The sequence below is a fragment of the Bradyrhizobium monzae genome, from assembly GCF_021458635.1.
Classification (GTDB): domain Bacteria; phylum Pseudomonadota; class Alphaproteobacteria; order Rhizobiales; family Xanthobacteraceae; genus Bradyrhizobium.
In genome coordinates, this window is the sequence record NZ_JAIRDQ010000002.1 from 669616 (window position 1) to 690992 (window position 21377).

The window sequence follows — 21377 nt, forward strand, 5'->3', positions numbered from 1 at the left end:
AGCACATCCAACCGAATGAGAATGAGAATGGTCCGCCATCTTCCCACGCTCTCGATCGCGATGTCGGTGACGTCGCTGGCGCTACTGCTGGCGCAGCCGGCTTCGGCGGAAACCGTCACCCTCGGCATCGGAACGCAGGACACCACGACCAACACGGTGACCGCGGGCGTCGTTATCCGCCAGCTTCATCTCCTCGAAAAATATCTGCCCAACGACGGCAAATATTCCAACATCAAGTTCGAGCTGGAGTGGCAGAACTTTACGTCCGGTCCGCCCGTCACCAATGCGATGATGGCGAACAAGCTGCAGATCGGCATGATGGGCGACTATCCGCTGATCGTGAACGGCTTCACCTTCGACAGCAATCCCGAAAGCAAGAGCCGCCTGATCGGCATCGCTGCCTACAGCCTCTCCGGCTCCGGCAACGGCATTGTCGTTCACAAGGATTCGCCCTACTACGATCTCGCCGATCTTAAGGGCAAGCTCGTCAGCGTGCCCTTCGGCTCCGCCGCCCACGGTATGGTGCTGAAGGCGATGCAGGACCGCGGCTATTCGTCCGATTTCTTCCAGCTCGTCAGCCAGAGCCCGGAGGTCGGCTCGACAAATCTCCAGGAGAAGAAGATCGACGCGCATGCCGACTTCGTCCCCTTTGCCGAATTGCTCCCCTTCCGCGGCTTCGCACGAAAGATTTTTGACGGCGTCGAGACCAATCTGCCGACCTTCCACGGCATCGTCGTCCGCACCGATTTCGCCGAGAAATATCCCGAGGTCGTCGTCGCCTACTTCAAAGCGCTGATCGCCGCCAACCAGTGGCTGCGCGACGACCCCAAGCTTGCGGCCGAAAAGATCCAGGAATGGACCGGCATCAACAAGGAAGTCGTTTACATCTTCCTCGGTCCCAGCGGCAACATGACCACCGATCCCACGATCAAGCCAGCGCTGATCGATGCGGCCACCGCCGACGTCAAGGTGCTGCAGAACCTCGGCCGCATGAAGGAGTTCGATCCCAAGAAGTGGGTCGACGACAGCTACGTCCGCAAGGCCTATGCCGAGATGAAGCTCGACTATGACGCGCAGCTTGCGAGCACCATGAACTACGAAATCTCGGGCGAGGACGGCTTCTGCAAGAAGCCGATCACCGATCCGCGCAAGGCCGGCGAGGTCTGGGTCGACGAGGCCGGCATCCTGCCGTTCTCGTCGGCGAGTTGCACGTTAGGGGCCTATGCCGACTTCAAGGCCAAGGGCAAGAAGATCAACGTCGCCTACGTCTTCGACACCACGCGCGGCATCAAGCTGTTCGCCGACCAGGCCTTCTTCGCAGTTGGTAATGGCGACGTCGCGCCCTTCCTGCTCAAGAAGGACGCGGAAGCCTATGCCGCCAAGATCAGCGGCAAGGTGCTCGGCTTCGACGAGGCGGTGAAGGCGGCGGTTAGCGGAGGCAAGACGTGAGCAGTCCCGCCATCCTCAGACATTCAGAGCACAGCAGCATGCCCGCAGCCATAGCCGAGGCAGGCCCCGTTCCCGCCGTCACGCCCCCCGCAACACCGCCCTCGTTCGGTACACTGGCGCTGCGCTGGTACCGGCTGAACCAAGACCGGCTGCGCGCGACCGCGATCGGCATCATCTCGCTGCTCGCCTTCCTGCTGGTCTGGCACCTGCTCACGACCTACCGGGTCGTGTTCTTCGTGCGCTTCACCAACGTGCCCTCGCCGCTCGCGGTCTATGCGAGCTTTACCAAGGCGATCCACGATCCCAAATTTCTCCTGCACATCGTCTTGAGCTGCCGGCGCATCTTCATTGGCTTCTCGCTTGCCGCCATCGTCGGCGTGCCGCTCGGCCTGATCATGGGCCGCTTCAAGCTTGTCCACGAGATCATTTTCCCCGTTGCGGAAGTGCTGCGGCCGATCCCGGCGATCGCCTGGGTGCCGATGGCGATCATGCTGTGGCCGACCAACGAGCAGAGCATCGTCTTCATCACCTTCCTCGGCTCGTTCTTCCCCATCCTGGTCAACACGCTGCACGGCATGTCGCTGGTCGATCCCGTGCTGGTGCGCGCCGCGCAGTGTCTCGGCGCACGCGAGCGCTCGATCTTCCGCGAGGTGTATTTTCCGGCATCGCTGCCGCACATCTTCACCGGCCTCACCGTCGGCATGGGCGTCGCCTGGGTGTCGCTGATCGCGGCCGAGATGATCTCGGGCCAGTACGGCATCGGCTATTTCACCTGGGAGGCCTATTCGCTGGTCCAGTATCCCGATATCGCGCTTGGCATGATCGCGATCGGCGTGCTTGGCCTCGGATCGAGTGTGCTGATCAGGGGTGCGGGACATCTGGTGATGCCATGGAGGCCGACATGAGCGAGAGGCTGGCTAGCCCGTCGAAGGGCCATATCGAGGTCAGGAATTTTTCCCTCAGCTATGACAGCATCGAGGGACCGGTTCAGGCCGTCACCGATACGCAGATCCATGTGAAGCCCGGCGAGTTCGTCTCGATCGTCGGTCCATCCGGCTGCGGAAAATCGACCCTGCTCAATGCGGTCGCGGGCTTTCTCAAGCCAACCACGGGCATCGTTACCGTCGACGGCGACCGCGTGGGCGGCCCCAGCGCCGAGCGCGGCATGGTGTTCCAGCAATATTCACTGTTTCCCTGGAAGACAGTGCGGGAGAATGTCGAGTTTGGCCTGAAGATGCGCGGCATGCCGCGTTCGCAGCGCGAGCGCGCCGCGCGCACGCTGCTAGGTCTCGCGGGCCTCGAAGCTTTCGAGAAGCACTATCCTGAAAAGCTCTCGGGCGGCATGAAGCAGCGCGTCGGCATCGTGCGCGCGCTCGCGACGGGCCCAAAGGTGCTGCTGCTGGATGAGCCGTTCGGCGCGCTCGACGCGCAGACCCGGGTCATCATGCAGCAGATCCTCACCAACATGTGGCAGCGGCTAAAGATCTCGGTGCTGTTCGTGACCCACGACATCGACGAGGCGATCTTCCTCTCCGACCGTGTCTACTGCATGACCGCGCGTCCAGGCTCAATCAAGGCCGAGATCCCGATTCCCCTGGAGCGGCCGCGGCAGCAATCGATGATGATGTCCTCGGAATTTCTTGCACTGCGCCGCGGGCTGATGTCGCTGATCCGCGAGGAAAGCCTGAAGGCGATGGGCGGCGAGATCAGCGACATGGGTATGCAGGGACTCAACATCGAGCTGCAGGGCCATTCGCTGGCGGATGTGATTTGATTCACTCCCGCTAGCGACGGAGGCCGTTTCGGTGGGCAAAGCGGAGCGTGCCCACCACTATCCCTATTCTTGAAAGATAGTGGGCACGGCGCTTCGCGCCTTTGCTACGGCAGTTTCACTCTATTCATTTAAACCAATGCACCAGCGCGATGCTGATCCCCAGCAGTAGCATGAGCGACAGCGTCACCGCGGCCGTCACCCGTCCGCCGACATTGGCAAGCACCTTCACGTCAACGCCGAGGCCAAGAGCAGCCATCGACACGACGGTGAGGAAACCCGTGATCCGCGTGATCGGAGACACCACCGTGCCCGGCACGATCTCGAGCGAGCGTAACGTGGCGAGCGCGAGGAAGCCGAGGATGAACCACGGGACCAGGCGGAAGAAGCCGACATTGGTCTTCTTGGCACCGGTCTGCCAACGCGAGGCGACCAGCGAGAGGCCGACAACTACAGGCCCCAGCATCAGCACGCGCATCAATTTCACGAGCGTACCGATCTGCGTGGAGATCAGGCCAGCCGGCACCGTCGCCGCGAGCACCTGCGGCACGGCATAGACGGTCAGGCCCGCCAGGATGCCGTATTGGGTGGCAGTGAGCTGCAACAGCGGGATCAGCAGCGGCAGGCCCAGCACCATCATCACGCCGAGGATCGCGGTGAACGAGATGGAGGATGCGATCTCGTCGCTGTTGGCGCCGATGATCGGGGCCACGGCCGCGATCGCCGAATTGCCGCAGATGGAATTACCGCAGGCAATCAGGATCGAGAGCCGCGTCGACAGGCCAAGCAAACGGCTGAGACCGAAGGAGACGGAGAGCGCGATCACGACGACGGCCGCGATCGACGCCAGCAGCGCGACGCCCGAGGCCGCGATGGCCGCAAAGCTGATGGAGGCACCGAGCAGCATGACGGCGACTTCGAGCAGCTGTTTGGCGCTGAAGGCGATGCCGGCCTGCCAGCGTGGCGCCGGCTTCCAGAAGCTGCGCAGCGCCATGCCGAGCAGGATCGCCATCACCAGCGCCTCGACATAGGGATGCTCGAAGACGCCCAACTCCGCCCGCTCGAGCAGGGCCGAGACCCCGGCGACGGCAATGCAAAGGATAATCCCGGGAATCAGCGCAACGATGCGGCTAACGGCAGTGGCTGGCTTGGCGTCGGCCGGGCTGGATGCTTGATTCTGCGACACAAATCTCTCCCTGGGAGAAGGATTTATACGCAGCGCCGTTCGTTTGAGGAATAAGATTTCGACATATCAGGGCCGAGGGAAGTTCTGTCCTCAGCCCGGAATGATCCGGCTCAGAACAGCAGGTTCCTGGCGATCGAAGCAACGTGGCTGAAGCTGTCGTAGACACAGGGCTCGAAGAAGGCTGCACGCGCCAGCACGATGCCCGCGACCAGCGTCCAGAACACGCCCGTACCCGCCCGCAGGAGCAACTTCGAGGCGCGCGACTGCGGCTGGGTGTCCGTTGCGGACACCAGCTGCTCGCCGAAGGGCTCAAATCCAGTGCGTTCCATGGTCGTCAATCCATCAATCTGTAACCGAAATGTCGTCGTTTCGGGCCCAAACAGCAATGGATGCAATTGGCGTTTTTGCCCTCTGGAGGGGAAGCTCCTTCCGTGGGACGGTCACCAGGCAATAGTTTTCTTCTTTTAGCCCATTTGGACACGGGGGCGCGGCCGGACGCCGCCGCGTAGACGCCCCAGCGCTGGTCGACTACCGTCCCGTGCCCGCAAGTCCTTCGTTCATCCCTTCAGGACCGGACACATGGGATCGCCGGAGATCAGAAGACGATGAACATCGAATCTCCCCGCCAGCCGCTCGACCTCGCCTCCGCGATTTCCGAAGCCGATATCCGCTGCCTCCTGATGGTGCTGGTGCACATGACCGGCGATGAACGCTGGCTCGAGCCGCCCTATTTGCCCAAGCGCGACATCCGCCTCATCCCCGACCCCGAGGCCGGCGTGCCCCGCGAGGTCCAGGACGAGATCCGCGCCGCCGTGGTCAAGCTGTTTGCCGAAGGCCCGCCGAGGCCGATGATCACCGATCCCGGCGAACAGCTGCTGCTGAAGATGATGCGCGCCTGCCTCGGCGAGAACGTCGCGGCGGAATATGCGCCGCTGATGCGCGAGGAGATGGGCTTTGTGTCGCGCGAGGCGCGCTGGACGGCGCGGCCTTCGGACGAGAAGCTCTCTAGACAACACGTGCTGATCGTCGGCGCCGGTGTCTGCGCTATCGCGCTCGGTGTCGCGCTCGGCCATCTCGGCATCCCCTACACGATCGTCGAGAAAAACGCCGAGCTTGGCGGCACCTGGTGGATCAATCGCTATCCCGGTTGCGGCGTCGACACGCCGAACCACTCTTATTCCTACTCGTTCGGCTCACGCAACGCATGGACGCGCTATTTCTGCCTGCGCGAGGAGCTGCTCGGTTATCTCCTGAAGGTCGCCGACGAATACGGCATCCGCAAGCATCTGCGCGTCAGCACCGAGCTGATGGCATCGCGCTGGGATGACAGCAAGCGGCGCTGGATCTCCACGCTGAAGACGAAGGACGGCGAAGAGATCTTCGAATCGACGGCTCTGGTTTCAGCCATCGGCCAGCTCAACGATCCCTCACGCGCACATTTCAAGGGTGAGGAGGAATTCAAGGGAACGATCCTGCACTCGGCACTGTGGTCGGACGACATCAATCTCGACGGCAAGCATGTCGCCGTGATCGGCACCGGCGCCACGTCAATGCAGGTGGTGCCGGCGATCGCGGGCCGTGTCGCCTCCGTCACGGTCTATCAGCGCAGCGCGCAATGGGCGCGACCGGTGAAGGGCTATGCCGACCCGATCAGCGAAGGCGCGCGCTGGCTGCTCGCGCACCTTCCGTTCTATGTGCAGTGGTACCGCTTCAACATGTTCTGGCGCTATGGCGACGGCTTGCTGCCGTTCCTGCGCAAGGACCCGGCCTGGCCGCATCCGGAACGCGCCGTCAACAAGGGCAACGACCGGCATCGCCAGGAGCTGACCGACTTCATCCTGACCGAGCTGAAAGACCGGCCCGACCTGATCGAAAAATGCGTGCCGACCTATCCGCCCTATGGCAAGCGCATCCTGCTCGACAACAACTGGTTCAGGACCTTGAGGCGGGACAATGTCGAGCTGATCACTGATGCGATCGACCATTTCGATGAAGGCGGCATCGTGACCGCCGACGGCAAGCAGCATCCCGCCGACATCATCATCGTCGCGACCGGTTTCAAGGTGACGGCGATGGCGGCGCGCCTCAACATCAGCGGCCGCGACGGCAAGAACCTCCGCGAGGCCTGGGCTAACGACAATCCGACCGCCTTCCTCGGCCTCACCGTGCCGGATTTTCCCAACTTCTTCTGCATGCTCGGCCCGAACTCGGGCCCGGCCCATGGCGGCAGCGTCATCTTCCAGTCGGAATGCCAGAGCCGCTACATCTCCGCATGCCTCGTCGACATGATCGAGCACGACATCGCCGCCATCGACGTCCGCCCGGACGTGCTCGACGACTATGTCAGCAAGGTCGATGCCGAGCACGAGGCTATGATCTGGACCCATCCGGGTATGAGCACATACTACCGCAACTCGAGCGGCCGCGTATTTTCCGCGATGCCCTGGCGGTTCGTGGACTACTGGCGGATGACGCACGATCCGGATCTGCGGCAATACAGGCTGACGAAGGGGTGGACCTCACCACATCGGCAATGACGGCCTTATCAGGCCGCCAACCCGCTTCCCACCGGCGCGAACTCCAGCCCGAGACTTTCCGCCACCGCCCTGTTGGTGATGCGGCCGCGATGGACGTTCAGCCCGTTGCGCAGATGCGGATTTTCCAGCACTGCGGCAAAGCCCTTGTTGGCGAGCATCAAGCCGAACGGCAGCGTCGCATTGTTCAGCGCCTGGCTCGACGTCACCGGCACCGCGCCCGGCATGTTGGCGACGCAATAATGCACGACGCCGTCGACCTCGTAGGTCGGCTCCGCATGCGTCGTCGCACGCGAGGTCTCGAAGCAACCACCCTGGTCGATCGCGACATCGACCAGCACGGCACCGGGCCGCATCGATTTCAGCATCGCGCGTGTGACGAGCTTTGGCGCGCTGGCGCCTGGCACCAGCACGGCGCCGATCACGACGTCTGCGGCAAACACCTCTTCTTCGACGGACTCGATCGTGGAGAAGCGGGTGCGCACACGGCCGGCGAAGAGATCATCGAGCTCGCGCAAGCGCGGGATCGAGCGGTCTATCACGGTGACCTCAGCACCGAGGCCTGCGGCCATTCGCGCGGCCTGCGTTCCCACCACGCCGCCGCCGAGCACGACGACGCGCGCCGGTTGCACGCCGGGCACGCCACCGAGCAACAGCCCGCGACCACCGGACGATCGCTTGAGGGCGGCGCCGGCGGCCTCGATGGCGAGGCGGCCGGCGACTTCGCTCATCGGCGCCAGCAGGGGGAGGTGACCGGCCGCGTCGGTGACGGTCTCATAGGCGATCGCGCTGCAACCGGACGTCAGCAGGCCCTTGGCCTGTTCGGGATCCGGCGCAAGATGGAGGTAAGTAAACAGGATCTGGCTCTCGCGGAGCTGGGCCCATTCGCCCTTCTGCGGCTCCTTCACCTTCACGATCATGTCGGACTTGGCGAAGATGTCGCGCGCGCTCGCAGCGATCGAGGCCCCTGCCCGCTGATAGACCTCGTCGGAGGCGCCGATGCCGCTGCCGGCGCCGGTCTCGACCGAGACCTGGTGCCCGGCCGCGACGTATTCGCGGACGGCGCCCGGGGTGAGCCCGACGCGATATTCCTGGACCTTGATCTCCTTGGGCACACCGACGCGCATCCCGGCCTCCTTTTGATTCCCCGCATGATCGTAGCGACGAGGCTGGTTTGGTTTCGTGCAAATATCCGCTAGCTTTGGCCGTCCCGCGCCGGTTTCGGTCGCGGAAGTGTCCTTTCACGCTGGAAACGAAACCTTGGCCCTCGACCGGAAAGATCTCGCCATTCTCGCGGAACTCACGACCAATGCGCGCGCCAGCCACACCGAGCTCGCCAACAAGGTCGGCCTCTCCAGCACCGCGCTGGCGCGGCGGCAGAAGACGCTCGAGGACGACGGCTACATCCAGGCCTACCAGGTCGCGCTCGATCTGGCGCAGTTCGGCCTCACCACCACGGTGCTGGTGCGCATTGCGCTGGAGAGCCAGAGCGACGAGGCGCTGAAAGCGTTCGAGGCGGAGGTGGTGAAGTGCCCCTCCGTCGTGCGCTGCTTCCTGATGTCGGGGACCGACGACTATATTTTGATCGTGCTTGCGCGCGACATCCAGGATTTCGAGCGCATCCACCGCACCGAGCTGTCGCGCCTGCCGCGCGTGGCGCGGGTGCAATCGAGCTTCGCGCTACGCGAGATCGTCAATCGCGCGGTGCCGACCGTGGTATTCGGCGAAGGCAAGCGGTAGCGGCTCCTCTCCCCACCAACGCGGCGGAAGGCTATCCCACAGCGCTGTCATAGAACTGTCATCGAATGTGCCGAGACCTGTCAGTCTCTGCACATTCGGGACACGCCATGGACTATTTCAAGCGCTTCAACTTCCTGTTCGCCGCACCTGTTTTCGACGCCGACGACCTCGAGGGCGTCCGCTTCAACCAGATCATCGAGGAGATCCAGCGCTCCGGCTTCGAGGTGGTCCGGGCCCGCAAGCTGGAAGACGCCGAGATGGCGGTACAGACCGATGCCGCGATCGGCTGCATGGTGGTGGACTGGGGCAAGAAGGGGCTCGAGGGCAAGACTTCGGCGCTGATCAATTTGATGCGGCGCCGCGGCCTCGACTTCCCGATCATCCTGCTGATCCGGCGCAAGCGGTTCGAAGATCTGCCGGTCGAGGTGCTCGACTTCATCGACGGCTACGTGTTCCTGTCCGAGGAGACCCCGACCTTCATTGCCAAGAATTTGATCAGCCGGCTCAAGCAATATGCCGAGACGCTGAAGACGCCGTTCTTCGGTGCGCTGGTCGATTATGCCGAGGAAGGCAACCAGCTCTGGACCTGCCCGGGCCACAATGGCGGCGTGTTCTACAACCGCAGCCCGATCGGCCGGGTGTTCGTCGAGCATCTCGGCGAATCGGTATTCCGCGACGACCTCGACAATTCCGTGCTCGATCTCGGCGACCTCCTCACCCATGAGGGCCCGGCGCTGAAGGCGCAGAAGGAAGCGGCCGCGATCTTCGGCGCGGAAAAGACCTATTTCGTGCTCAACGGCACCTCGACCTCGAACAAGGTCGCGCTCGGCGCGCTCGTCACCGATGGCGACCTCGTGCTGTTCGACCGCAACAACCACAAGGCCGCCCATCACGGCGCGCTGATGATCAATGGCGGCATCCCGGTCTATGTCCCGACCATCCGCAACGCCTGGGGCCTGATCGGCCCGATGCGCTGGGACGCGCTGGACGAAAAGGCCCTGCGCGAGGCGATCCGCAATCATCCCTTGGTCACGGACAAGGACGCCTGGCGCAAGGAGCGGCCGTTCCGCGTCGCCGTGGTCGAGCAATGCACCTATGACGGCACGATCCACAACGCCGAAATGATCCTGAAACGCATCGGCCATCTCTGCGAATACATCCTGTTCGACGAGGCCTGGGCCGGCTTCATGAAGTTCCACCCGCTTTATGCCGGCCGTTTCGCGATGGGGCTCGCCAACCTTCCGCCGGAAGCACCGGGTATCATCGCGACGCAGTCGACCCACAAGCAGCTTGCGAGTTTCTCTCAGGCCTCGCAGATCCACATCAAGGATCGCCACATCCGGGGCCAGAAGCGGCGGGTCGAGCACCGTCGCTTCAACGAAAGCTTCATGCAGCACGCCTCGACCTCGCCATTTTATCCGTTGTTCGCCTCGCTCGACGTCGGCGCGCAGATGATGAAGGGCCGCTCCGGCGAGGTGCTGTGGGACGACACGATTCGGCTGGGCATCGAGCTGCGCAAAAAGATCCGCGCCATGCGCCGGGAGTTCGAGGAGAAGGAACAGAACGCGGACCGGCGCTGGTTCTTCGAGCCCTTCGTTCCCGATCGCGTCGCCATCCCCGACGTCAGCCGCCCCGGCGCCTCCCACAATGTTGCCTGGGAAACGCTGTCGACCGACGAACTCGCGACCAATCCCGCGCTCTGGCACCTTTCGCCCGCGAGCGATTGGCACGGCTTCCCCGCCATGGCCGAGGGCTTTGCCATGACCGATCCGAACAAGCTGACGCTGCTTACGCCAGGCTTCGACCGTGGCACCGGCGCCTATGCCGAGCACGGCATTCCTGCTCCGGTCGTCGCGCAGTACTTGCGCGAAAACCGCATCGTGCCAGAAAAGAACGACCTCAACTCCCTGCTTTTCTTGCTCACGCCGGGCGTCGAGGCGAGCAAGGCCGGCACGCTGATCTCCGGCCTCGTCGCGTTCAAGAGGCTGCACGACGACAATGCGCTGCTGGCCGACGCGATCCCGGAATTCTACCAGCGGCGGCAGGCGCGCTACGCCGGCGTGCGGCTGCGCGATCTCTGCGGGGAGATGCACCGCTTCTTCCGCGCCGCCGACGTCAGCGCGCTCCAGGCGCGGCAATTCATGCCCGAGCACATGCCTGAGATCGTCATGTCGCCGCGCGATGCCGCGCGCTTCCTGTTCAAGAACGACGTCGACTATCTGCCGATCGAGGCAATCGCCGGCCGCATCGCCACCACCCCCTTCGTGGTCTATCCGCCCGGCATCGCCACCATCGTCCCCGGCGAGCGGCTGACGGAACGGGCCAAGCCCATGGTGGATTATCTCAAGATGTTCGAAACCTGCTTCAACACGTTTCCGGGCTTCGATGTCGAAATCCAGGGCGTCTACAAGGAGGTCGATGCGCGCGGCCGCATCGGGCTCTATACTTACGTCGTTGCCGAGTAGGCGCCGATGAACGAAACAGCGATTGCACGCACCGATGGCGAGCCGGTTCTGATCCGGCCGTCACGCGAGAGCGATATCGAAGCGATGCTGGCAATCTACCGCCATCACGTCCGCAATGGCGTGCCGCGCGATGTCGAGGGAACCGGCGCGCCGGAGCCGGACGACTTACGCGACCGGCGCAAGAATCTGAAGCAGACCCGTCTGCCGCATCTGGTCGCGACCTATCGCGGCGAAGTCGTCGGCTACGCCTATGCGGTGCTGTTCCGCAAGCGACCGGCCTATCGCTACACGGCCAAGCACTCGATCTATGTCCACCACGAGCATCTCGGCCGGGGTGTCGGACGGCTGCTGCTTCGGGAGCTGATCGACGCCTGTGCCGCGGCCGGATTCCGCCAGATGATCGGCTATATCGATGCCGACAATGCGCCCTCGCTGGCGCTGCACGAGAAGTTTGGATTTTCGCGCGTGGGCCTGCTCTGCGGCGTTGCTTATCGGCACGGCCGCTGGTCGGACACCGCCATGGTGCAGCGTTCGCTCGGCGCCGGCATCACCGCGCCGCCATCGCTCACGGCACCGGGACGTTAAACCCTACGAGGGAAAGTCAGCCGGCCTGACCTGAATACGGTCGGCATGCAGCGACCAGTGATGCAACGCCTGGTCCTTGCAAAACCTCGCCTTCGCCTGCTCCCTGGCCTCGTCCTCGTCGGCGGCGTCGATCTCGAGCGCACCCTGACAGACCTCGATCTGCCGTCCGTACTGGCCGAGCACGTCCTTCATGAACCTGACGACATAAGTTGACATGGGACCTCCCTGCTGCCCCGGCAGCAATCTAATCCCATTTAGCCCAAACCGGCGAGAGAGATTTTGACGAAGATCAAAGCCGGCGACGGTTCCTCCGCCAGCCAGTCACGTCTTGATATCGAGCAGCGCCTCTGTCGTTTCGGAATAGGCCTGAATGACCTTTGCATTGGCAATGAAGCTGTACTTTGCCGTTGCCAGTTGAACGAACTCGTTGGCGAGATCGACGTTCGGCGCGGCGACCAAGCCGTCCTGGTTTGCGAATGGAGCGCTCGGGTCGGATTGGGCGGAATAGCTCGGCGAAACGGTCGACACCGTCGCGATCGTACCGCCTGGCGTCGAGCCGCTCGACTGGTCGACCTGATCGACTCGCAACGGCACATAAGCCGCAGGATAAGTCGAACTGGTGCGCGAACTGCCGGCACCGGCCGCTGCGTTCGATCCGCCCGAGTCTGGTAGCGGGCCGGTCGTGCTGACATTTGCAATGTTGCTCGCGGCCACGTTCACGCGCAAGCTCGCTGCAGATAATCCGGATGTCGCAATCGAGAGTATGTTCATGGAACCTGATCTACAGGACAAGTCATACGCGTTCATTCACGTCATCGATAAGATGCGCCGCTTTGTCTTTTTGTCGTGGTAACCAATGATCGCTGCGGAACGGCCCTTCGCGCGCGCTACCCCGGCATCACGCCAAAGGCCTGCTTGTAGCGCTCGGCATAAACAGGCCAGACCTCGGGATTGATGATGCGGGGCGGCCGTTTGCCGTCGAGCGTCTCCAGCACCTGCTCGGCGGCGATGCGGCCCATATTCTGGCGCGCTTCGATCGTGACACCGGCGGTGTGCGGGCTCGCCAGCACGTTGTCGAATTGCAGCAGCGGATGCTCCGGCGGTGGCGGCTCCTTGGACCAGACGTCGAGGCCGGCACCGGCGATGCGCTTGTCGCGCAACGCCTGGAGCAGCGCGTCCTCGTCGTGGATGAAGCCACGCGCGGTGGTGATGAAATAGGCGTGCGGCTGCATCAGGCCGAACTCACGCACGCTGATCATGTTGCGACTGCGCTTGTCGAGCGGACAGGAGATCGAGACGAAATCGGCGCGGCGCAGCAGCTCGTCAAGCTCGACCTTCTCGCCGCCCCGCTCGGCCATCACTTCGGCAGACAGATACGGGTCGTAAGCCAGCACCTTCATGCCGAGCAGGCCCTCGCACAGCGCGGCGATCCGGCGGCCGACATTGCCGAGCCCGATGATGCCAACGGTCTTGTGTTCGACCTCGTTGCCGACGAGCTCGTTGCGGTTGACATTCGCCTCACGGCGCAAGCGGCGGTCGGACTGGATGATCCTCTTGGACAAGGTCAGCATCATCGCCAGCGCGTGCTCGGCCACCGAATGGGCATTGCCGCCCGACTGGTTCACGACCAGCACGCCCGCATCCGTGCAGGCCTCGACGTCGACGGGGTCGAAGCCTGCGCCGTTGCTGGAGACCAGCAGCAGGTTCGGCGTGCGCTTCAGGAAGGCCGCGTCGACATGGAAATGCGGCGCCAGCTCGTCGCGGGCGGCACCGATCTGGTAGACATGGGCCGCACTCAGGATCGGGGCGTAAAAGTCCTCGGGGCTCTCGTTCTCGATGCGGTCGAGCCGGACGTCGGGCCGCGCCTTCAGGATGTCGATGTAGATTGGATTGGCCAGGTATTTGACGTAGAAGACGCGCTTGCTGTTGACCGACATCAGGACCCTTCCGGCTCTCTCGTGGAGACCCGCAAGGTCCGCGCAATACGCGCTCCGTCCAAGCGTTCTCCCGTTTTCATGTTATCCCGCTTATGACATGGCGGCGCCGGCCACGGCAGACCGTCTGGCGCAGATCACGGTGCCGGCCCGGACATGTTGACAATCCTGCCCGCTCCGTCAAGTTTCGGCAGATCACCGCGACGACCAAGACAATGGTCAAGACCAAGAAACCTGCGCGGCACAAGGGAGAACGCGATGGCGATTGCGGAACAGCAGACCTCGTCCCAGGCGGGACCGGGGTCCGGCGACAAAAGCTGGCATAGCATCGTCCTGCAAACCCTGAAGCGGAACGAGATCAGCCTGATCCCCTACGTACCCGACCGGGTGTTGACGCCGCTGATCAAGAATTTGCACGCCGATCCCTTCTTCACGACCTTTGCGACCGCCCGCGAGGAGGAGGCCGTCGGCATCGTCTCGGGCGCCTGGATGGGCGGACGGCGCGGCGCGGTGCTGATGCAGACCTCGGGCTTTGCCACGCTCGCAAACACGCTCGCCTCGCTCGCAGTGCCCTACCAGATCCCGCTGATCATGTTCGTCTCCGAACGCGGCACGCTCGGCGAGTTCAATTACGGCCAGTCGCTGGTCTGCCGCACCATGCGCCCGGTGCTCGATTCGCTGGCGCTGGAGCATCACACCATCACCCGGCTCGACGAGCTCGAATTCATCGCCGAGCGCTCGATCAAGCAGGCCGTCACCACGCAGGCGCCGGTGGCGCTGATCCTCAATCCGCTGCTCACCGGCGGCAAGATCTTCGACAAGTGAGATCGGCGATGAGCACCCGCAACACCAAGGTGATGAACCGGTTCGATGTGACTTCGCGCCTGATCGCAAAGCTCAAGCGCGAGGAAGCAGTAATCGGTGGCATCGGCAACACCAATTTCGACCTCTGGGCCGCCGGCCACCGCCCGCAGAATTTTTACATGCTCGGCAGCATGGGACTCGCCTTCCCGATCGCGCTTGGCGTGGCGCTGGCGCAGCCCGATCGTCGTGTCTTTGCGCTCGAAGGCGACGGCTCACTATTGATGCAGCTCGGTGCGCTCTCGACCATCGCCGCGCTGAAGCCGAAGAACCTGGTCATGATCGTGATGGATAACGGCATCTACCAGATCACCGGCGCACAGCCGACGCCGGCCGCGGGTGTCGCCGATCTCGTCGCGATCGCCTTAGCATCGGGTCTCACCAACAGCGCCTGGGCCGCGGACGAGGAGGACTTCGAACGGCTGATCGACGAGGCGATGTCGGCTGACGAGCCCAGCCTCATCGCGCTGCGCATCGACGACAAGCCCGGCGTCGGCACCACCCGCAGGGATCCCGTGCAGATCCGCGAGCGCTTCATGCACGGCCTCGGTGTGCGCGAGCCGCTTTAGGCCATCGCCACTGACGACAGAGCCCCGCGGAGCGTCGCTCCGCGGGGCCCGATATTCCAGTCACTTTGGCGCAGATCAGTCGATGATCTTGACGACACGGCGCGTACGCGGCTCGACGATCACGCGGCGATCGTTCACGACAGCATAGCGATACTCGGTGTAGTTCGGCACAGGCCGCAGCACCACGGTCGGAGGCAGCGGCTCGCCCACGACGACGCGCTCTTGAATCACGACGGAATCATCGCGCGGGATTCCACCCAGGATCGCATTCGGAATTTCGAGGCCAGCGCCGACCGCCGCACCGACGGTGCCGCCAACGACGGCCCCGACCGGACCACCGATGTCGCCGCCCGCGCGTGCGCCGTTCCTGGCACCCTGTTCGGTCGTCGACTGTGCAAAGGCTGCGCTCGACGCGAGCAGCGACGCGGCAACCAACGAAATCGCAAGACGGGTCTTCATGTCCACACTCTCCAGTGTTTGTTGATGCGCCTTCAACCGCGGGGCCGGAGCATTGTTCCGGTTCCCCCGTGGCGAAAGACGCGCCCAATCCGAAAGAGTGTTACCGCGTAACAGTTCAGGCGGCGGCGACCTCGTGCCCTGCCATCAGTTCCAGCGCCCGCACCATTGCCGAATGATCCCAGCCCTTGCCGCCATGCGCGGTGCAGGACGAGAACAATTGCTGCGCCACCGCCGTGCTCGGCAGCGACAGGCCGAGCGCACGCGCGCCTTCGAGCGCGAGGTTGAGATCCTTCTGGTGCAGCTCGATACGGAAGCCGGGATCGAAATTGCGCTTCACCATGCGCTCGCCATGCACTTCGAGAATCCGCGACGAGGCAAAGCCCCCCATCAGCGCCTTCCGCACCAGCGCGGGATCGGCACCGGCCTTGGATGCGAACAGCAGCGCCTCGCTCACCGCCTCGATCGTCAGCGCGACAATGATCTGGTTGGCGACCTTCGTGGTCTGACCGTCGCCATTGGCCCCGACATGGGTGACGTTCTTGCCCATCCTGTCGAAGATCGGCTTCATGGTGTTGAAGGCGCGCTCAGGCCCGCCGACCATGATGGTGAGGCTCGCGGCGTTGGCACCGACTTCGCCGCCCGATACCGGGGCATCGAGATAGTCCGCGCCCAGCGCCTCGATCTTCTTCGCGAACTCCTTGGTCGCCAGCGGCGAGATCGAGCTCATGTCGACCACGATCTTGCCTTTTGAGATGCCGTCGGCAACGCCGTCCTTGCCGAACAGCACGGCTTCGACATGCGGCGTATCCGGCACCATCATGATGACGGCATCCGCCTCCTCCGCGACTTCCCTCGCCGACTTGCAGGCGATGCCGCCCGCTGCGATCAGCTCGGGGGCGACCGGCGCGACGTCGTGCAGGAGAACGCGATGGCCCGCGGCCAGAAGATGGCCGGCCATCGGCCGTCCCATGGTGCCAAGTCCGATGAAGCCGATGTCAATCATGTCTGATTTTCTTTCCGTTGATTAGTGAAATATTGTCCGCGCGCGAGGTGCACCTCTCCCGCTTGCGGGAGAGGTCGGCACGTAGTGCCGGGTGAGGGTTCTTTCCGCCCGGGGATTTTCAACGCACCTCACCGTGTTTCATCGCGGAGACACCCTCTCCCCAACCCTCTCCCGCAAGCGGGAGAGGGAGCGCACTTCCTCAGGTCTCGAAAGTCTGCGCGGCGTGCCAGGACAGGCCTTCCAGCGTCGTGGTGCGCGGCTTGTATTCGCAGCCGATCCAGCCGCGATAGCCGATCGCGTCGAGATGGCGGAACAGGAAGGGATAGTTGATTTCGCCCGTGCCGGGCTCGTTGCGGCCGGGATTGTCGGCGAGCTGGATATGAGCGATCCGCGGCAGATATTCCTGCATGGTGCGGGCGAGATCGCCCTCCATGATCTGCATGTGATAGATGTCGTACTGGACGAACAGGTTGTTCGATCGCACCTCGGAGGTCAGCTGCACCGCCTGCTCGGTGCCGTTGAGGAAGAAGCCGGGAATGTCGAGGGTATTGATCGGCTCGACCAGCAGCTTGATGTTTTCGCGTGCCAGCGTCGAAGCCGCAAAGCGCAGGTTTCCGATCAACGTCTCCCGAAGCTCGCGCGGATCGACATCGACAGGCGCGACGCCGACGAGGCAATTGAGCTGCTCGCAATCGAGCGCCTTGGCGTAGTCGATGGCACGGAACACGCCGTCGCGGAATTCGGCGGTGCGATCGGGCAGGATCGCGATGCCGCGCTCGCCGCCGGCCCAGTTGCCGGCGGGCAGATTGTGCAGCACTTGCGTCAACCCGTGGGCCTCTAACTGCTCGCGCAAAAGCGCTTTGTCGAAATCATAGGGGAAGAGATATTCGACCCCGGCAAAGCCTGCCGCCTTCGCTGCAGCGAAGCGGTCAACAAACGGCATCTCGTTGAAAAGCATGGTGAGGTTGGCGGCGAATTTCGGCATGATGCTGTCCCCCTATTCTGCCGGCTGCAGCACGCCGGGCCGCTTGGTGCCGACCTCGTCGAGCGGCAGGTCCAGCACCTCCTCGAACTCGACGATGTTGTCGATCTCGGTGCCCATCGCGATGTTGGTGACGCGCTCGAGGATGAACTCGACCACCACGGGCACGCGGTGCTTCTTCATCAATTCGCGCGCGGTCGCGAATGCCGCCTGCGTGTCGTTCGGATCGGTGACGCGAATCGCCTTGCATCCGAGACCTTCAGCGACCGCGACATGGTCGACGCCATAGCCATTGAGCTCCGGCGCGTTGACGTTCTCGAACGAGAGCTGGACGTGATAGTCCATATCAAAACCGCGCTGGGCCTGGCGGATCAGGCCGAGATAGGAATTGTTCACGACGACATGGATGTAGGGCAGATTGAACTGCGCCCCGACGGCGAGCTCCTCGATCAGGAACTGGAAGTCATAGTCGCCCGACAGCGCGACGATGTCGCGATCCGGACACGCCGCACGTACGCCGAGCGCCGCCGGCAGCGTCCAGCCGAGCGGCCCCGCCTGCCCCGCATTGATCCAGTTGCGTGGCTTGTAGACGCCGAGGAACTGGGCGCCTGCGATCTGCGACAGACCGATCACGGTCACATAGGTGGTATCGCGACCGAACGCCTTGTTCATCTCCTCATACACGCGCTGCGGCTTGATCGGGACGTTGTCGAAATGGCTCTTGCGCAGCATGGTCTTCTTGCGATCGCGGCAGGCTGCGGGCCACGCCTGGCGCTCGCGGAGCCTGCCGGAACGTCGCCACTCCCTGGCGACGGTGACGAAGAGCTCGAGCGCAGCTTTCGCGTCCGAGACGATACCTAGATCGGGATTGAACACGCGCCCGATCTGGGTCGGCTCGATGTCGACATGCACGAAGGTGCGGCCCTTGGTGTAGGTCTCGACCGAGCCGGTGTGCCGGTTGGCCCAGCGATTGCCGATGCCGAGCACGAAGTCCGACTCCAGCATCGTGGCGTTGCCATAGCGGTGGCTGGTCTGGAGGCCGACCATGCCGGCCATCAGCACGTGATCGTCGGGGATCGCGCCCCACCCCATCAGCGTCGGCACCACCGGCACGTTGGCGATCTCGGCGAATTCGACCAGCAGATCCGAAGCGTCGGCGTTGATGATGCCGCCGCCTGCGACGATCAACGGGCGCTCGGCGGCATTGAGCATCTCCAGCGCCTTCTCGACTTGCTTGCGCGTCGCGGTCGGCTTGTAGACCGGCAGCGGCTCGTAGGTCTCGTCGTCGAACTCGATCTCGGCGAGCTGCACGTCGAGCGGCATGTCGATCAGGACCGGCCCCGGCCGGCCTGAGCGCATCACATGAAACGCCTGGCTGAACACCCGCGGCACCAGCGCCGGCTCGCGCACCGTCACCGCCCATTTGGTCACCGGCTTTGCGATCGACTCGATGTCGACGGCCTGGAAATCCTCCTTGTAGAGCCGTGCCCGCGGCGCCTGGCCGGTAATGCAGAGGATCGGGATGGAATCGGCAATCGCCGAATAGAGCCCGGTGATCATGTCGGTGCCGGCAGGGCCTGAGGTCCCGATGCAAACGCCGATATTGCCCGCCTTGGCCCGCGTATAGCCTTCGGCCATGTGTGAGGCACCCTCGACATGCCGCGCGAGGATGTGGCGGATCGAGCCGCGCTTCTTCAGCGCCGAATAAAGCGGATTGATTGCAGCCCCGGGAACGCCGAAGGCGGTCGAGATGCCTTCCTTCTCCAGGATACGCACAGCCGCATCGATGGCTCGCATCTTCGCCATATCGGATCTCCCTCGGTTACGTCAGCGAGTGAGATCATCAGGTGTGCGAGATGCGATCTCAACGAGATCGGTTTTATTTTCCACGATGCGGCAACCGCGGAAAAACAGTGGACGCTTCAGTTGGTTAGATCGAGAAATGCGTGAAAGCAACTCACTCGAACAGCGGCGCCAGCTTCATCTGTGGCACCAACACCAGCCCCTTGTCGGTGATGCGAATTTCCGGAATGACTGATAGCGGAATCAGATTGAAGCCCATGTCGGGGATGGTGCAGCCGGCCTCGGCCCATTCCTTCTTCAGCACCTTTACCTCTTCCGCCACTTCGGTGACGCGTTTGTAGGAGAGCAGGCCAGCGATCGGCAGCGGCACCAGCGCCCTCACCTTGCCGTCGGCGACGACGCAGACGCCGCCCTGCTGCGCCTTGATGGCTGATATCGCCACCTGCATGTCGCCCTCGTTGGTGCCCGCGACGATGATGTTGTGACTGTCGTGGCCGACGCTGGAGGCGACTGCACCGCGTTTGAGGCCAAAATCCTTCAAGAGGCCATAAGCAACGTTGCCGGCCGATTTGCCGTGACGCTCGACCACGGTGACGAAGCACAGGCCGTAGCGGGCGAACAACGACGGCCAGTCCTTGGCTGGCTCGATCGCGATCTTCTCATGGATCAGGGTGATGCCAGGCAGCGCGGTCTTGATCGCGTTGACAGTGCAGGCCTTCGTCGGCAGCTCCGGCGTCAGCTTGAGCTTCTCCGGCAGCTTCACAGTGACATAGGCCGCTTTCGGATATCGATAGCGCTGCGATAGGGCCTGATCGAGCCGAGGCGTGATCTTGCGGTTCTCGACGACCAGTTCGCCGCCATACCAGGTTGATTGCGGCTTGAGCTGATCGTCCATCAGCACGAGATCGGCGCGACGGCCGCCGCCGAGCCCGCCGATATCGCCCTCCATGCCGAAGCGCGTGGCGCCATGCAGCGAGCCCATCGACCAGGCCTGCTCTGGTGACATCCCCGCCTTCACGGCCTCGCGCACCACCCAGTCGAGGCCGAACAGCAGGAGGTCGTCGGCATCGCGATCGTCGGTGCAGACCGCCGTCCGCTTGTGCGAGGCGCCAAGCTCGGTGATGGTACGGATCGCCTGAGGCAGCGAGTGCCAGGGCGTCGTCGGCGGCCCGCCGCGGAGGAAGATCCAGACGCCGGCATCGAGCAGATCATCGGCGATGTCGCGGTCGATCGCCTCATGAGTGTCGGTGACGCCGCTTGCCGCATAGGCCGCGACGAATTCGCGGCCATAGACATGGCCGGACACCGGACGTCCGCGCTTCAAGGCCGCCGCAAGGATCGCGTGGCTGCGCTCGTCACCCATGGTCACAGGCACGAAATCCATCTTCTCGCCGAGCGCCACCGCCTCGGGCCAGCGGTCGAACAGGCCGGCGATCTTGTCCGCCGTGAGGTCGCCGCCCGCCGTCTCCAATTCAGCCGATGTTGCTGGCACCGTCGACGGCACCGTCAAAAAGATCGAGAGCGGCGCCTCGCGGGCATCCTCCAGCATCGCCTCGACGCCGGCGACGTCCATGACGTTGCCGATCTCGTGGCTGTCGCAGAAGATCGTGGTGGTACCGTTGAGCAGCGCAGCCTCCGCGTAGGCGCAGGCCGTCACCATCGAGGACTCGATGTGGATGTGCGGATCGACCAACCCCGGCGCGATGATGCCGCCGGCGGCATCATAAACCGCAACGTCGCTCCACGCCTTCTTCGCCGTACCGGCCGGCTTCACCGCGGCGATGCGGCCGCCGGTGATCCAGACCTCCCGTCCCGGATGGATCCGCTCCGAATAGGTCGAGAGCACCCGTGCACCTGTTACGACGAGATCGGGCGCGACGCGCGCCGAGGCGACATCGGCGAGACGGCGCGTCATCGCATGCAGCGGCGCGACGGCAAAACGGGTGAGTTTGGTCATCAGGACCCTCGCGTGGCGTTACGGCCAAGCGATGGTTACGCCCTACGCCAAACCGGGCAAGCTCAAATATGACGGCACG

At 63.7% G+C, this 21377-nt stretch carries 21 protein-coding genes; 10 read left to right on the forward strand and 11 right to left on the reverse strand.

The features are described 5' to 3' along the window. The first annotated feature begins 27 nt into the window (after nucleotides 1–27). From K3F49_RS12200 to K3F49_RS12210, 3 genes are read left to right on the forward strand one after another with little or no spacing between them, the layout of a single operon-like run. Nucleotides 28–1449 (forward strand): ABC transporter substrate-binding protein, encoded by a 1422-nt coding sequence (locus tag K3F49_RS12200; RefSeq protein ID WP_234681160.1) that lies wholly within the window; start codon nucleotides 28–30, stop codon nucleotides 1447–1449. Next, nucleotides 1446–2354: an ABC transporter permease gene (locus tag K3F49_RS12205; RefSeq protein WP_234681161.1), complete on the forward strand. Its 909-nt coding sequence runs from the start codon at nucleotides 1446–1448 to the stop codon at nucleotides 2352–2354. Before K3F49_RS12200 ends, K3F49_RS12205 begins: the two co-directional genes overlap by 4 nt. Continuing rightward, nucleotides 2339–3223 (forward strand): ABC transporter ATP-binding protein, encoded by an 885-nt coding sequence (locus K3F49_RS12210; RefSeq protein WP_452100929.1) that lies wholly within the window; start codon nucleotides 2339–2341, stop codon nucleotides 3221–3223. The genes K3F49_RS12205 and K3F49_RS12210 overlap by 16 nt, the downstream gene beginning before the upstream one ends. A gap of 124 nt (nucleotides 3224–3347) precedes the next feature. Here K3F49_RS12210 and K3F49_RS12215 read toward each other — a convergent pair whose 3' ends face one another. Together K3F49_RS12215 and K3F49_RS12220 are read right to left on the reverse strand one after the other, a co-directional pair. Beyond that, the gene (locus K3F49_RS12215; protein WP_234681163.1) at nucleotides 3348–4406 is read right to left on the reverse strand and encodes a YeiH family protein; all 1059 of its coding nucleotides are present in this window, start codon (nucleotides 4404–4406) and stop codon (nucleotides 3348–3350) included. Nucleotides 4407–4516: 110 nt separating this feature from the next. Then, entirely contained in the window at nucleotides 4517–4735 is a 219-nt protein-coding gene (locus K3F49_RS12220) for a hypothetical protein (RefSeq protein WP_234681164.1), read from the reverse strand. 276 nt (nucleotides 4736–5011) lie between these two features. On the opposite strand from K3F49_RS12220, the gene K3F49_RS12225 reads away from it, so the two are divergent. Next, on the forward strand, nucleotides 5012–6943 hold the full coding sequence (locus tag K3F49_RS12225) for a flavin-containing monooxygenase (RefSeq protein ID WP_234681165.1): 1932 nt from the start codon (nucleotides 5012–5014) through the stop codon (nucleotides 6941–6943). 8 nt (nucleotides 6944–6951) lie between these two features. Here K3F49_RS12225 and ald read toward each other — a convergent pair whose 3' ends face one another. Next, a complete protein-coding gene (gene ald / locus K3F49_RS12230; protein ID WP_234681166.1) occupies nucleotides 6952–8067 on the reverse strand; it encodes an alanine dehydrogenase in 1116 nt (371 codons plus the stop codon). A 133-nt stretch (nucleotides 8068–8200) separates the two neighbouring features. On the opposite strand from ald, the gene K3F49_RS12235 reads away from it, so the two are divergent. The 3 genes from K3F49_RS12235 to K3F49_RS12245 all read left to right on the forward strand — a co-directional run bounded on the left by K3F49_RS12235 (nucleotide 8201) and on the right by K3F49_RS12245 (nucleotide 11730). Then, nucleotides 8201–8680 (forward strand): Lrp/AsnC family transcriptional regulator, encoded by a 480-nt coding sequence (locus tag K3F49_RS12235; protein WP_234681167.1) that lies wholly within the window; start codon nucleotides 8201–8203, stop codon nucleotides 8678–8680. 107 nt (nucleotides 8681–8787) lie between these two features. Beyond that, nucleotides 8788–11145: an Orn/Lys/Arg family decarboxylase gene (locus K3F49_RS12240; RefSeq protein ID WP_234681168.1), complete on the forward strand. Its 2358-nt coding sequence runs from the start codon at nucleotides 8788–8790 to the stop codon at nucleotides 11143–11145. Nucleotides 11146–11151: 6 nt separating this feature from the next. Then, a complete protein-coding gene (locus K3F49_RS12245) occupies nucleotides 11152–11730 on the forward strand; it encodes a GNAT family N-acetyltransferase (RefSeq protein WP_234681169.1) in 579 nt (192 codons plus the stop codon). Nucleotides 11731–11733: 3 nt separating this feature from the next. On the opposite strand, the gene K3F49_RS12250 is transcribed toward K3F49_RS12245, so the two are convergent. Then, on the reverse strand, nucleotides 11734–11946 hold the full coding sequence (locus tag K3F49_RS12250; protein WP_234681170.1) for a hypothetical protein: 213 nt from the start codon (nucleotides 11944–11946) through the stop codon (nucleotides 11734–11736). Nucleotides 11947–12051: 105 nt separating this feature from the next. Continuing rightward, nucleotides 12052–12450 (reverse strand): flagellar basal body rod protein FlgC, encoded by a 399-nt coding sequence (locus K3F49_RS12255; protein WP_234681171.1) that lies wholly within the window; start codon nucleotides 12448–12450, stop codon nucleotides 12052–12054. Between K3F49_RS12255 and K3F49_RS12260 the strand changes: the two genes are divergently transcribed. Next, entirely contained in the window at nucleotides 12350–12583 is a 234-nt protein-coding gene (locus K3F49_RS12260) for a hypothetical protein (RefSeq protein ID WP_234681445.1), read from the forward strand. The genes K3F49_RS12255 and K3F49_RS12260 overlap by 101 nt on opposite strands. Nucleotides 12584–12617: 34 nt before the next feature. Here the strand turns inward: K3F49_RS12260 and K3F49_RS12265 are convergent, their stop codons facing one another. Further along, entirely contained in the window at nucleotides 12618–13667 is a 1050-nt protein-coding gene (locus K3F49_RS12265) for a hydroxyacid dehydrogenase (RefSeq protein ID WP_234681172.1), read from the reverse strand. 255 nt (nucleotides 13668–13922) lie between these two features. On the opposite strand from K3F49_RS12265, the gene K3F49_RS12270 reads away from it, so the two are divergent. Both K3F49_RS12270 and K3F49_RS12275 read left to right on the forward strand, forming a co-directional pair. After that, nucleotides 13923–14489, forward strand: coding sequence for a thiamine pyrophosphate-binding protein (locus K3F49_RS12270; protein ID WP_234681173.1), 567 nt, complete (start codon nucleotides 13923–13925; stop codon nucleotides 14487–14489). 8 nt (nucleotides 14490–14497) lie between these two features. Beyond that, the gene (locus K3F49_RS12275; RefSeq protein ID WP_234681174.1) at nucleotides 14498–15094 is read left to right on the forward strand and encodes a thiamine pyrophosphate-dependent enzyme; all 597 of its coding nucleotides are present in this window, start codon (nucleotides 14498–14500) and stop codon (nucleotides 15092–15094) included. Between the two features lie 75 nt (nucleotides 15095–15169). On the opposite strand, the gene K3F49_RS12280 is transcribed toward K3F49_RS12275, so the two are convergent. The 5 genes from K3F49_RS12280 to K3F49_RS12300 all read right to left on the reverse strand — a co-directional run bounded on the left by K3F49_RS12280 (nucleotide 15170) and on the right by K3F49_RS12300 (nucleotide 21298). Beyond that, on the reverse strand, nucleotides 15170–15553 hold the full coding sequence (locus K3F49_RS12280) for a DUF1236 domain-containing protein (RefSeq protein ID WP_234681175.1): 384 nt from the start codon (nucleotides 15551–15553) through the stop codon (nucleotides 15170–15172). 115 nt (nucleotides 15554–15668) lie between these two features. Beyond that, nucleotides 15669–16556, reverse strand: a complete 888-nt coding sequence (locus tag K3F49_RS12285; protein WP_234681176.1) for a 2-hydroxy-3-oxopropionate reductase — start codon at nucleotides 16554–16556, stop codon at nucleotides 15669–15671. Nucleotides 16557–16755: 199 nt separating this feature from the next. Next, the gene (hyi, locus tag K3F49_RS12290; RefSeq protein ID WP_234681177.1) at nucleotides 16756–17541 is read right to left on the reverse strand and encodes a hydroxypyruvate isomerase; all 786 of its coding nucleotides are present in this window, start codon (nucleotides 17539–17541) and stop codon (nucleotides 16756–16758) included. Nucleotides 17542–17553: 12 nt separating this feature from the next. Then, nucleotides 17554–19344 (reverse strand): glyoxylate carboligase, encoded by a 1791-nt coding sequence (gene gcl, locus K3F49_RS12295; protein WP_234681178.1) that lies wholly within the window; start codon nucleotides 19342–19344, stop codon nucleotides 17554–17556. 151 nt (nucleotides 19345–19495) lie between these two features. Next, the gene (locus K3F49_RS12300) at nucleotides 19496–21298 is read right to left on the reverse strand and encodes an adenine deaminase C-terminal domain-containing protein (protein WP_234681179.1); all 1803 of its coding nucleotides are present in this window, start codon (nucleotides 21296–21298) and stop codon (nucleotides 19496–19498) included. Nucleotides 21299–21377 lie beyond the last annotated feature (79 nt).

Bases quoted from the DNA above. Each gene is read 5' to 3' on its own strand.
- K3F49_RS12270 (WP_234681173.1), top strand. From the start codon at position 13,923: ATGGCGATTGCGGAACAGCAGACCTCGTCCCAGGCGGGACCGGGGTCC.
- K3F49_RS12200 (WP_234681160.1), top strand. From the start codon at position 28: ATGGTCCGCCATCTTCCCACGCTCTCGATCGCGATGTCGGTGACGTCG.
- K3F49_RS12250 (WP_234681170.1), bottom strand. From the start codon at position 11,946: ATGTCAACTTATGTCGTCAGGTTCATGAAGGACGTGCTCGGCCAGTAC.
- K3F49_RS12265 (WP_234681172.1), bottom strand. From the start codon at position 13,667: ATGTCGGTCAACAGCAAGCGCGTCTTCTACGTCAAATACCTGGCCAAT.
- gcl (WP_234681178.1), bottom strand. From the start codon at position 19,344: ATGGCGAAGATGCGAGCCATCGATGCGGCTGTGCGTATCCTGGAGAAG.
- ald (WP_234681166.1), bottom strand. From the start codon at position 8,067: ATGCGCGTCGGTGTGCCCAAGGAGATCAAGGTCCAGGAATATCGCGTC.
- K3F49_RS12210 (WP_452100929.1), top strand. From the start codon at position 2,339: ATGGAGGCCGACATGAGCGAGAGGCTGGCTAGCCCGTCGAAGGGCCAT.
- K3F49_RS12225 (WP_234681165.1), top strand. From the start codon at position 5,012: ATGAACATCGAATCTCCCCGCCAGCCGCTCGACCTCGCCTCCGCGATT.
- K3F49_RS12275 (WP_234681174.1), top strand. From the start codon at position 14,498: ATGAGCACCCGCAACACCAAGGTGATGAACCGGTTCGATGTGACTTCG.
- K3F49_RS12280 (WP_234681175.1), bottom strand. From the start codon at position 15,553: ATGAAGACCCGTCTTGCGATTTCGTTGGTTGCCGCGTCGCTGCTCGCG.
- K3F49_RS12240 (WP_234681168.1), top strand. From the start codon at position 8,788: ATGGACTATTTCAAGCGCTTCAACTTCCTGTTCGCCGCACCTGTTTTC.
- K3F49_RS12285 (WP_234681176.1), bottom strand. From the start codon at position 16,556: ATGATTGACATCGGCTTCATCGGACTTGGCACCATGGGACGGCCGATG.
- hyi (WP_234681177.1), bottom strand. From the start codon at position 17,541: ATGCCGAAATTCGCCGCCAACCTCACCATGCTTTTCAACGAGATGCCG.
- K3F49_RS12300 (WP_234681179.1), bottom strand. From the start codon at position 21,298: ATGACCAAACTCACCCGTTTTGCCGTCGCGCCGCTGCATGCGATGACG.
- K3F49_RS12245 (WP_234681169.1), top strand. From the start codon at position 11,152: ATGAACGAAACAGCGATTGCACGCACCGATGGCGAGCCGGTTCTGATC.
- K3F49_RS12220 (WP_234681164.1), bottom strand. From the start codon at position 4,735: ATGGAACGCACTGGATTTGAGCCCTTCGGCGAGCAGCTGGTGTCCGCA.